8 protein-coding genes are annotated in these 11,625 nt (G+C 69.0%); 5 read left to right on the top strand and 3 right to left on the bottom strand.

The genetic code is table 11. The features are described from left to right. Positions 1-184: 184 nt before the first annotated feature. Positions 185-1,492 (bottom strand): M6 family metalloprotease domain-containing protein, encoded by a 1,308-nt coding sequence (locus tag SGFS_RS25445; protein ID WP_286253705.1) that lies wholly within the window; start codon positions 1,490-1,492, stop codon positions 185-187. A gap of 360 nt (positions 1,493-1,852) precedes the next feature. Here SGFS_RS25445 and SGFS_RS25440 point away from each other — a divergent pair, with 360 nt between their 5' ends. Beyond that, on the top strand, positions 1,853-2,497 hold the full coding sequence (locus SGFS_RS25440; RefSeq protein WP_286253704.1) for a TetR/AcrR family transcriptional regulator: 645 nt from the start codon (positions 1,853-1,855) through the stop codon (positions 2,495-2,497). A gap of 210 nt (positions 2,498-2,707) precedes the next feature. Then, on the top strand, positions 2,708-4,243 hold the full coding sequence (locus tag SGFS_RS25435; RefSeq protein ID WP_286253703.1) for an MFS transporter: 1,536 nt from the start codon (positions 2,708-2,710) through the stop codon (positions 4,241-4,243). A gap of 22 nt (positions 4,244-4,265) precedes the next feature. Here the strand turns inward: SGFS_RS25435 and SGFS_RS25430 are convergent, their stop codons facing one another. Continuing rightward, positions 4,266-4,772 carry a MarR family winged helix-turn-helix transcriptional regulator gene (locus tag SGFS_RS25430; protein ID WP_286253702.1) on the bottom strand — a complete coding sequence of 169 codons (507 nt, stop codon included), beginning with the start codon at positions 4,770-4,772 and terminating at the stop codon, positions 4,266-4,268. 254 nt (positions 4,773-5,026) lie between these two features. Between SGFS_RS25430 and SGFS_RS25425 the strand changes: the two genes are divergently transcribed. Further along, on the top strand, positions 5,027-5,842 hold the full coding sequence (locus tag SGFS_RS25425; protein ID WP_286253701.1) for a dioxygenase family protein: 816 nt from the start codon (positions 5,027-5,029) through the stop codon (positions 5,840-5,842). Between the two features lie 60 nt (positions 5,843-5,902). Further along, positions 5,903-9,832 carry a wHTH domain-containing protein gene (locus SGFS_RS25420; protein ID WP_286253700.1) on the top strand — a complete coding sequence of 1,310 codons (3,930 nt, stop codon included), beginning with the start codon at positions 5,903-5,905 and terminating at the stop codon, positions 9,830-9,832. 12 nt (positions 9,833-9,844) lie between these two features. Here the strand turns inward: SGFS_RS25420 and SGFS_RS25415 are convergent, their stop codons facing one another. After that, positions 9,845-10,363 (bottom strand): GNAT family N-acetyltransferase, encoded by a 519-nt coding sequence (locus SGFS_RS25415; protein WP_286253699.1) that lies wholly within the window; start codon positions 10,361-10,363, stop codon positions 9,845-9,847. A gap of 191 nt (positions 10,364-10,554) precedes the next feature. Between SGFS_RS25415 and SGFS_RS25410 the strand changes: the two genes are divergently transcribed. Further along, a complete protein-coding gene (locus SGFS_RS25410) occupies positions 10,555-11,553 on the top strand; it encodes a sigma-70 family RNA polymerase sigma factor (protein WP_286253698.1) in 999 nt (332 codons plus the stop codon). The last annotated feature ends 72 nt before the right edge of the window (positions 11,554-11,625 follow it).

The following is an 11,625-nucleotide window of genomic DNA, read 5'->3' as shown; positions in this document are numbered from 1 at the left end:
CGGGTCGGGCGCCCATGAGCTCGGGGGTGGGGTGCGTAGGCGGGTGCGGGTCGCGTGTGGTTGCTCGCGCGGTTCCCCGCGCCCCTCGGAAGCACCGGCCTTCTCTCCGGAGGAGTCACCCCTGGTCCCCGGAGGAGTCATCACCCCTGGTCCCCGGAGGAGTCACCCCTGCTCCCCTGAGGAGTCACCCCTGCCGCGTCACCCGTACCCGGTGGTTCCCCGAGGCGTCCGTCCCCGTCACCGTGATCTCGACGCCCGCCCGTACGTCCCGGAAGGTCTCGCCGGGGACGAAGGGCGCGTCGGACAGTTCGGCGTGCACGTTGGGGCTGCGGGTGCAGCCTCCGCTGTCGTGGCGGGAGTCGTACACCTTGATGGGCCCCTCGCCGGTGTCCACGTCGGCGTCGACCCGGTAGACGAGGACGCCGGGCCGGCACACGGCGGCGTCGTTGCCGGCCCGGGTGCGCAGCTCGACGGCGTACGCGGTACGGGAGGAGAGCGGGACGACGACCAGCTTTGCGCCGCCGGGTTCGGCGAGCGGGGTCAGCGTGTACTCGACGCTCCCGCCGGCGGCCACACAGCTGACCTGCGTCCCGTCCAGCCAGCCGAGCTTCCACTTGTGCCAGCCGAGCAGATCGTTGTCGACCCCCCAGTCCTCGCTCATGATGTCCCAGTGCCCGACCGCGCCCCCGCCCTCGGGTGTGTAGAGGTCGGGCAGCCCGAAGACATGGCCGTTCTCGTGCGGGAGGACGCGGTAGCCGGTCTCCGCGTACGAGCCCGAGCCGTCGTCCTGCCGGCTGTAGACGAACGACGCGTTGGAGATCGGGACCCCGTCCGCGACCGGCGCCTCCCTGTTCCCCGCGAAGGTCACCGACAGGACGGTGTCGAGGGCGGAGGGGCCCGCGTTCGGGGTGACGAGGACATTGACGAGGTCGTACGCCTGGAAGTCCACGACCGGGTCGGCGACCGCCACCATGTCCCGGACGAGCCGCCGGTACCCCGGCTCGAAGGGCGCGCCGCGCTCTATGCCGTACTCCTCGAAGGGGCGGGGCATCCGCAGCCAGTCGGTGACCGGGGCCTCGGGCCGGTAGTCGACACGGCCGTAACTGCTGGTCCTGAACCACTTCTGGGTCTGCGGGGCGAACTCCGCGAAGCGGTCCATGGCGCTGCCCTCGCCGAGTGCGTCGGAGAAGTCGACCATCAGGTTGAGGGCGCGGACCGTGCCGGTGGAACGGGAGTAGCCGGGCGGGGTCGGGATGCCCTCCGACATCTGGGTGCCGAGCCGGCCGCGGATCATGCAGGGACCGAGCGCCGAACCGCGGGCCAGGGCCGTGGCCCCCGCGGCCGTCGTCGTCTCCTTCGCCAACAGATGCCCGGTGCCTGCGGAGGTGCTGACCGCGAGCGTGAGGACGGTGACCGAGGCGAGCGCGACGACGCGGCGCGGGCGTATCCGGCGCCCTACGGACTGTGGCTTTCGCGAGTGCGGCTGCTGCATGCAGGGGCCCTTCGCTCCACGGCAGCCGCCCGTGCAGAGGCTGCGCCCTTCAATCACCCTGTGCCGAAGGGGTGCGGGGGCGCGCGCTGGATGGGCCGAACGTGGGCACCGGTCCACGACCCGACCGGGTGGGACTCAGGACTCCGACGAAGTGGGACTCAGGACTTCAACGAAGTGGGACTCAGGACTTCAATGAGGGGGCCTCAGGACTCCAATGAATGTGACCCAGGTCACGTGAAATCACTTCCGGGCGGGAAATAACCGGGGACCTGTTCCCCGTTTAGACCTGTGTCCGAGCGAAACGGGGACTCCATCCCCGGATGGTCGCCCTGAAGATGGTCGAGAACCGAGGAGTACGCCGTGGAGACCGCCACCCCCGTGCAGCGCAAGGTGTCCCGCCCGCGGGCCGACGCTCTGCGCAACCGGGAGCGGATCGTCACCGCCGCCCGGGAGATGTTCGTCGAGTTCGGCCCCGAGGTGCCGCTCGACGAGATCGCCCGCCGGGCCGGGGTCGGCAACGCCACGCTGTACCGCAACTTCCCGGACCGTGACGCGCTGGTCCGTGAGGTCGTCTGCTCGGTGATGGACCGTACGGGGCTGGCGGCGGAGGTCGCGCTCGCCGAGACCGGCGACGCCTTCGAGGCGCTGTCGCGCTTCGTGCACACCTCGGCCGACGAACGGATCAGCGCGCTCTGTCCGATGGTCCAGAGCACGTTCGACAAGCACCACCCGGATCTGGAGGCGGCGCGCCGGCGGCTGGAGGAGCTGGTCGGCGAGGTCATGGAGCGGGCCCGGGACGCCGGGCAGCTCCGCGCCGACGTCGGTGTCGGGGACCTGATGATCGCCGTCGGCCAGCTCAGCAGACCGCCGGCCGGTGTCGCGTGCGAGGGCGTCGACCGCTTCGTACACCGCCATCTGCAGCTGTTCCTGGACGGTCTGCGGGCCCCGGCCCGCTCCGAACTGCCCGGCACGGCCGTGACCGTGGAGGACCTGCGCCGGGCCTGATCCCGGCCGCCCCTGAACCCACCAAGACAGCGCGCCGGCGCCCCAGCGTCTCGGCGCCCCGGCGCCCCGACCTCCGGCCGTCAACGTCGACGAGTCGTCCCTGACCGTTCCTTGTTCTTGTTCGTCCCTTCTGTTCGCCCTTTCTGTCGCTCTTCCTGCTCGTTCTTTCCATTTCCGCGTTACTTCCGAAGTCCTGAAGTGGGTACCCCCATGTCTGAAACAGTCCGAACCGTCCCCGAGTCGGTGGACGACTCGCACTCCAACCGCTGGAAAGCGCTCGTCTTCATCGCGCTCGCCCAGCTGATGGTCGTGCTCGACGCGACCATCGTGAACATCGCCCTGCCGTCCGCCCAGCAGGACCTCGGGATCTCCGACGGCAACCGCCAGTGGGTCATCACGGCGTACGCGCTGGCCTTCGGCGGCCTGCTGCTCTTCGGTGGTCGTATCTCCGACCTGTGGGGCCGCAAGCGCACCTTCGTCACCGGTTTGATCGGTTTCGCCGGTGCCTCGGCGCTGGGCGGCGCGGCCACCGGTGAGGCGATGATGCTGGGCGCCCGCGCGCTCCAGGGCGCCTTCGGCGCGCTGCTCGCGCCCGCCGCGCTCTCCCTCCTCGCGGTGATGTTCACCGACGCGAAGGAGCGCGCCAAGGCGTTCGGCATCTACGGCGCGATCGCGGGTGGCGGCGGCGCCGTCGGTCTGATCCTCGGCGGCTTCCTCACCGAGTACCTGGACTGGCGCTGGACGTTCTTCGTCAACATCCCGTTCGCGGTGATCGCCGCGGCCGGCGCGTACTTCGTCATCCGTGAGCCGCAGGGCGGCCGCAACCGCTCGCCGCTCGACATCCCCGGCGTGATCCTGTCCACCCTGGGCCTGGTCTCGCTGGTCTACGGCTTCACGCGCGCCGAGTCCGACGGCTGGGGCGACTCGATGACGATCACCCTGTTCATAGCCTCGGCGGTGCTCCTCGCGACGTTCGTGCTCGTCGAGTCCAAGGTCAAGGCCCCGCTGCTGCCGCTGCGCGTGATCACCGAGCGCAACCGCGGCGGTGTCTACCTCTCGCTCGGCCTCGCGATCATCGCGATGTTCGGCCTGTTCCTCTTCCTGACCTACTACCTGCAGATCGTGAAGGGATACTCCCCGGTCAAGACCGGTTTCGCCTTCCTGCCGATGATCGCGGGCATGATCATCGGATCCACCCAGATCGGCACCCGCCTGATGACCCGGGTCCCGCCGCGCCTGCTGATGGCGCCGGGCTTCCTGGTCGCCGGTCTCGGCATGCTCCTGCTGACCCAGATGGAGATCGACTCCTCGTACGCGGGTCTGCTGCTGCCGGCCCAGCTGCTGCTCGGTCTGGGCATGGGTACGGCGTTCATGCCGGCGATGTCACTGGCCACGCACGGGGTCGAGCCGCGGGACGCGGGTGTCGCCTCCGCGATGGTCAACACCTCGCAGCAGGTGGGCGGTGCCATCGGTACGGCCCTGCTGAACACGGTCGCCGCCTCGGCGACGACCGCCTACGTCAAGGACCACATCGCCACGGCCACGTCCAAGCCGGCCGAGCAACTGGTCGAACTGCAGGGCATGGTGCACGGCTACACCAATGCGATCTGGTTCGCCGTCGGCATTCTGTTCGTGTCTGCCACGATTGCGTTCACTCTTGTCAATACGGGTAAACCGGACATGGGTTCGAGTGCGGCGGGCGAGGGTGCGGAGGACGAGCTGAGGGTGCCGGTGGTGGCCCACTGACGTCGCGCCCCATGGGGGCGCCCTAGCGCAGCCATGGCAGGTCCGCACCCGCTTCTTTCGGCTGAAGGCCCTCGGCGATGATCTCCATGATCTCGCCGAGGGCCTTCTGCTGTGCGGGGGTGAGTCGGTCGAAGAGGGCCTGGCGGACGGCGGTCACATGTCCCGGCGCGCTCCTCTCCAGCGTCTCGTAGCCGGCGTCGGTCAGTACGGCGAGCTGCCCCCGCTTGTCGGTCGGGCAGTCCTCGCGCCGCACCCATCCGTTCTTCTCCAGCCGGGCGACGGCGTGCGACAGCCGCGAGCGCGTGATCTTCGTGTGCATGGCCAGCTCGGTCATCCGCAGCCGCCGCTCCGGTACGCCGGAGAGCACCACCAGTAGGTGGTAGTAGAGGTGCGGCATGCCCGCGTCGCGCTGCAGCTGTCGGTCGAGATGGTCGTCGAGAAGGGTCTGGGCCTGCACATATGCGAGCCAGGTGCGCTGTTCGTCGTCGGTGAGCCAGCGGGTTTCGTCGTCGGCGGATGCGGAGTTCATGACCCCACTGTACGAGCACCCTTCTTGAAAATTGAACTATAGAGATGTAAGGTGAAACGAGAAATATTGAGACTTCAATAACTGGGGAGTACTGAGGAGTCTCAAGTGATCCGAAGTATCTGAAGCATCTGAAGTGCCCGAACAGTCGCAAGTGCTCGAAGAGTCTGAAGCGACCGCAGCCGCCCACTGGGGCGTGTGTGAACGCATATGCCGTGTGTGCTGTGAGTGTCGCGTGTATTGAGGGAGTCACCCCTATGTCCGCGTCCGCCGCCGCCACGGTCACCGAGGAAAGCCCCGCCGTGGAACGCATGCCCGCCCTGTACCTGAGCCACGGGGCCCCACCGCTCGCCGACGACCCGATCTGGCCCGGGGAACTGGCCGCCTGGTCCGCGGACCTGCCGCGCCCCCGGGCTATCCTCATGGTCTCCGCCCACTGGGAGGAGGCCCCCCTCGCCCTCGGCGCGGTCGAGACCGTCCCCCTGGTTTACGACTTCTGGGGCTTCCCCGAGCACTACTACAAGGTCCAGTACGGTGCCCCTGGCGCCCCCGAGCTGGCGGCCTCGGTCCGCAAGCTCCTCCGGGCCCCCGGCATCCCCGTCCAGGACATCCCGGACCGGGGCCTGGACCACGGGGCGTACGTCCCCCTCGTCGAGATGTTCCCCGAGGCCGACATCCCGGTCCTCCAGATCTCCATGCCGACCCTGGACCCGGTCCGCCTGATGGACATCGGCCGCAAACTGGCCCCCCTGCGCGACGAGGGCGTCCTGATCGTCGGCTCCGGCTTCTTCACCCACAACCTGTCCGCGCTGCGGCACCCCGGGACCCCGTCCTGGTCGACGGAGTTCGACGACTGGGGCCACCGGGCACTGGAGTCCCGCGACTGGGACGCCCTGCTGGACTTCGCCCGCAAGTCCCCGGCGAGCCAACTGGCCCACCCCCGCACGGAACACTTCGCACCGCTGTTCGTGACCATGGGGGCGGCGGAGGCGGCGGGCGAGCTGGACGCGCAGAAGTCGGTGATCGACGGGTTCTGGGGCGGGCTGGCGAAGCGGTCGGTGCAGTTCGGCTAGCCATGGCCGACCTGCCGCCTTCCCTTTGGGCGCGGGGGAGTTGCTCCTACGCTTGACCGCGTGACGGAGCAGGGCGGGACGCACAACAGCATGGCCGGCGGCGCGATCCACGGCGGGTTGACGCAGGCGCACACGGTGAACAACTACTACGCGGCGCCTCCGCCCCCGGTGGAGGGGGCGGGGGACGCGCCTCACGACTGGGCGCGGGAAGTCGCGGGCTCCCCGCTCTGGGAGCGCGTACCGGAGGGCCGGGACCGTGACCCGGTACGCGCGGCGGCCTGCGACATCGCCTCGGCGCTCGCCGCCCTGCACGACGAAGACGCACGGGAACTGGCCGACGACCCGTGGTGGGACCAGGCGTTCGCCGTCCGGTTCCACGGTCGCGTCAGCCAGTTGGTGCCGGCGACGGCAGCCGCGGCCTGGGACTTCCATCCCGTGGAGGTCGCGCTGCTGACACTCACCCCCTTCCTGTCCCAGACGCTGTGGGTACGCACGGCGGCACGGCGGCTGGACGTACGGCCCACGGACCTGCGGCTCACAGAGGCCAAGGAAGATCGCGGCGCCTTCGAGAAGTTCTTCGACGACGGACACGAGCGCCTGGCACGACGCGCCTCGTACGGCCGGCCGGGAGCGAAGTCCGACATCGGGTGGTGGCTGTTCCACCAGTGGCTCGACCAGGACACCCGTGTCCGCAGGGCCCAGGGAGGCGCGTACAAGGACCTGGTGGCTCAACTGCCTCTGCGCGGTGACTACTTGAAGGATCTGTTCGGCCGGGCTGTCATCGGGCGACTGATCCAGGGCCTGCGTTCACCCCTTTGGGAGGCGTGCGACCGTCTCGGGCAGTTCGAGGACGACTTCACCGTGGGGGGATGGCTGCACGACCCGCAGAAGGTGCGCGTGAGGCGTCTCGCACTGCTGCTGGGCGCCGCCCGGGCCTGCGCCCTGGATCTGCCCGCACTCCCCGAAGACCTCGTGGAGAACCTGGGCATCCCGGAACGGGTCGACCTGCGGGAGCTCCGGGAGACGACCGTGCACCGGGCCGTCTGGAACGACGACCACGGGCCCCTGGTGCTGGTGGCCGACTGCCGGCACGAGGCGGCGGTCGAGGCCCTGCGGCGGCACGTGGCGCACGTCGACGAACTTCTCGGCGACATCCACCGGGCGACGTGGAACGTGGAGACCCTCCAGCCACTGCGCACCCTGCCGCAGCGGGCTTCCGCGGAGCGGGTGAAGCCGGCCCGACGAGAGGACGGCCAGCCCGAGTTCGGGAGTTACGGCAAATTCCATGTCGACCCCCGCCGCGTCCAGAACCTCCTGATGGGCGACCAGCTCTACCGCAGCCCGGGCCTCGCGATCCGCGAGCTCTACCAGAACGCCCTGGACGCCTGCCGCTACCGCAAGGCCCGCACCGACTTCCTCGCGCTGCGGGGCGGCACCGCCCCGGACGACTGGAAGGGCGAGATCGTCTTCGAGCAGGGGGTGGCCGAGGACGGCCGCCCCTACCTCGAGTGCCGTGACAACGGCATCGGCATGGGCGAGGCGGAACTCATGCGCGTCTTCGCACGTGCCGGCACCCGTTTCACCGACCTCACGGACGTACGCAACGAGCGGAGCGAGTGGGAGGACGCGGGGATCCGCATGTATCCCGTGAGCCGCTTCGGTATCGGGGTGCTGAGCTACTTCATGATCGCCGACGAGATCGAGGTCGTCACTCGCAAGCTCGCCGCGAACCTCGACTGGACCGAACCCTGTTTCCAGGTGGCGATCTACGGCCCCAACCACCTCTTCCGGATCCGGGAGTGCCGTGGACGCAAGGAGCCGGGGACGACCATCCGGCTCTATCTGCGTGACAACGCGCCCTCCTGCGTGACGGAATTGACGCGGTTGCTCGGGGTGGCGGAGTTCGACACGAGGGCGGAGCACGGGGCCCGGTCGGAGAGCTGGCCGGCTGGTGTGTACCGGTCCCACGAGGAGGGGCACCACGACCGGGCGATCGAGGCATACGGCCCGCTGGTGCCCGGCCCGCAGGCCGAGGGCGCCGATGTCCCGTCCGTGGTCTGGTGCAATTCCGGCGGCGCGGTGCTGGTCGACGGGATCCTGACCACCCCCGTCGTGAGACGTGCTGCTCTCGCGACCACCTGGGCCGAGAGGCGGATGCATTCGTATACGGGGAGGGGCAAGACGCTGCGCGGTGCCGTGGTGAACCTGACGGGGGAGCGTGTGCCCAAACTGTCCGTCGACCGCCTCCAGATCCTCGGTGATGTGGCTCCGGACGTGGCGGACCTGCTCGGCGCCGCAGTGGGCCACCTGGTCGCCTCCGACTCCGAACTGCTCGATTTCAGCTGGATCGCGCATGTGGCGGAGACTCATCTCAAGGTCGCCGACATCATCGTCGAAGGCGTCATGGCGGCCGACCGAGAGCTGAGGCTGCCGGACGGACGGACTTTCCGGCCCGCGGTGGTGGGGTGCCTGCCCCAGGACGCGGACTTCCTCGGATGGGTCAGGAGCCGGGAACGCCTCTCCCGGCCTGTGCCGGATGCGGTACTGCTGTGGCGCCTTCTGGCCCACGGTGAGGCGGGGCCGCTCATGGAACTCGTCCCGGAACTCGGGGAACCGAACCGTCTGTTGCCGGCCCGGCCGTCGGACGTGGCCGTGTGGGAGGCGTACGACGAGCCCTGGGACCGGCCCGGATATGTCCTGGCGACCGCGGCCGATGTCGGACTGTCCGCTCGCGAGTTCGCCAAGCGCGCCGGTGAACTGGTTGCGGCGGACATCGAGCCCGACCGCTATCCGGTGGACACTCCCGATCCGAACGATCTGGCCGTCCTGAGCCGTGACCTGGACGGCCACGGGCCGTGGCTCTCCCGCACCGACCCGGTGCCCCTGCGGCACTTTCTCCGGGCCCACGTGAAACTCGACCTGGCCATCTCGCAGATCGCCGAACGCCTGGCCAGGTACGGCTTCGTCGTCTCCGCGGCCGACACATTGCCCGACCGTCCGGCCGGCACAGAGCTCCGCCTGCTGCTCGGTCCGGGGCAAGGCGACGGAGCCTGGCCGCAGGGCGACACCGAAGTCCCTCCGGGACATGTGCTGTGGGTGGCCGAGGACACAGGCCTTTCCGTTTCGGAGGTGTGCCACAGGTTGCGGGAGCGCGGTCTGACGGTCGTCGAGCCACCGGAGCGCCACGGGGCTCATGACACGAAACTACTCACCGAGACTCTCGACACGACGTCGCCGCATTGGTTCCGCCTGGGCGACGAGGTGTCCTTCGATCACATCAAGCAGGCTTCGAAGACCTGCCGGATGAGCGTGGACGATGTGATCGCGGTGCTCGGGACCTATGGGCTGCAACTGGTGAAACCACGTCGCACGGAACTGACCCCCCTGGACCGTGAGCTGCTCGGCTTTGCCACCAGCACGGACTTCGAGCACGGGTGGATCCTGCCTGACAATGTGCAATTCAGCGATGTCATGGAGGTGGCGGAGGCCACCGGGCTGTCCTGGGCGGCCACGGCGGACAGACTCCGAGAGCTGGGCGTGGTCTGTCCACTGGTCTTTCCCGAAGAGCTGTCGGCTGAGGACGCGGCCGCCCTCAACGTCAATCTGGATCTCTGGAGGAGCCGCAACACCCGCCAGGTGGACGTCACCACGGTGGATCTGCTCATCACCGCACGCAGGCTGAGGATGCCCGTGGGTGACACCCTCGCGCTCCTCGAGTCGTACGGCCTCAGAGGCCCCGACCACGAACTGCCGGACATCGATGACCTGCACAGCGCCCTCGTTCTGCTGAGCAGGGACCTTGACGGCAGATCGCCCTGGATCTTCCCCGACACACCCGTCCCGTTGAGTCACATCGTCGCCGCATCGAAAACGCTCGGCATCACCGTCCTCCAGGTCGCCGACCGCCTGCGCGGCCTCGGCATCGACGTGCCGGACGTCGCCGAGACAGTGCGCGCCGCCGTGGCGAGACTGCCCCGTTCCGCCGGCTAGCACCCGGGAAGGTCAGAGCTCCTTCTCGTACCAGGCCACATCCCAATACCGCCCGAACTTCCGCCCGACCTCCCGGTACGTCCCCACGTACCGGAACCCGAACCGTTCGTGCAGCCGGGTCGACGCCTCGTTCGGCTGGGCGATCCCCGCGTACGCCCGGTGCAGGTCCTCCCCGGCGAGGGCCTCGAACAGGGCCTTGTACAGGAGCGTGCCCACGCCCCGCCCGCCCGCGTCCGGCGCCAGGTACACCGACACCTCCACCGACGTGTCGTACGCCGGCTTCGCGCGGAACGCGCTGCTCGTGGCGTAGCCAAGAATCCGCTGTGAGTTTGCCGTGGTGGCAACTATCAGGCGATGCCGTCCGTCTTCAAGGTGGGAGAGAAGCCAAGGGCGGCGCTCTTCCGGAGTGAAGACCGCGGTATCGAATGTGATGGGCGTCTCTCGGATGTAGTGGTTGTAGAGGTCGGTGAGGGCATCGAGGTCCGCCTCGACTCCTGCTCTGACCTGCACCTCTGTGAGCTCCAGCGACATCCCGCCTCCTCGTGTGGCGGCACAGGGTACTGCAAGATCATAAAAATAGTGGGACTGCTTGGGAATTCTGTCCTGATTCCAGTCGTTGTTTCCATCGGATGCCGGGCACTCGGGAGAGTGTCCGAGCGGCCACCAGGACCAGTGCAGGACCGGACACGACCCTGCAAGCCCACCATCGCAAGGGAGCACGCATGGCAACCCGTGCCGTCGCCGCTCGTCGTTCGTCCGCCTCCGGCGGGAGCGACGCGGCTCGCAGCGTTCGCGCCTCTGGCGGCGAGATCGCCGACCGCGACCTGGTCGGCATGTACCTCGACGAGATCGCGCGTACACCGTTGCTCGACGCCGCCAGGGAAGTCGAGCTGTCCGAGATCATCGAGGCGGGTGTGTTCGCACGGCAGATCCTCGACGGCGAGGCGGAGGCCAAGGCCGACGCCACCCGCGAGGAACTCGAGGCCCTCTTCGCCGAGAGCGAGCGGGCCAAGGACGTCTTCATACGGTCGAACCTCCGGCTCGTGGTGGCCGTCGCCCGGCGCTATCCGCGCAGCGGACTCCCCCTGCTCGACCTCATCCAGGAGGGCAACGCCGGCCTGGTCCGCGCGGTCGAGAAGTTCGACTACCGCAAGGGCTTCAAGTTCTCGACGTACGCCACCTGGTGGATCCGCCAGGCCATCACCCGCTCGATAGCCGACCAGTCGCGAACCATCCGGCTGCCCGTCCATCTGGTCGAGGAGCTGGGCCGGGTCCGGCGCGTCCAGCGCGAGTTCAACCGCGAGCACGGGCGCGACCCCGAGCCCCAGGAGATCGCGGCCGAGCTCGGCTCCACCCCGGAGCGCGTCAGCGACGTCCTCGACTGGGCCCGCGACCCGGTCTCCCTCAACATGTCGGTCGACGACGAGGGCGAGACACAGTTCGGCGATCTGCTGGAGGACACCTCCGCGGTCTCCCCGGAACAGTCCGTGCTGACGCTGCTGCGCAGCGAGGAGCTGGACACCCTCATCGGGCGCCTCGACCAGCGCACGGCCTCCATCATCAAGATGAGGTACGGCATCGAGGACGGCCGTGAGCGCACCCTCACCGAGGTCGGCAAGGAGCACGGCCTCACCCGTGAGCGGATCCGGCAGATCGAGAAGCACGCCCTGCTCGAACTGAAGAAGCTGGCCCAGAACACCGGATTCGACGCGGCGGCCTGACACCCGCCCGGCGAGCCGTTCAGCAATAGCGAGCCGTTCAGTGGAAGGTGGTCCCAGTCCCGTCGACCGGCC

The sequence above is a fragment of the Streptomyces graminofaciens genome (assembly GCF_030294945.1).
Lineage (GTDB): Bacteria > Actinomycetota > Actinomycetes > Streptomycetales > Streptomycetaceae > Streptomyces > Streptomyces graminofaciens.
Note: the sequence above shows the minus strand (reverse complement) of the source record. Positions and strands in the feature narration are given on the sequence as shown.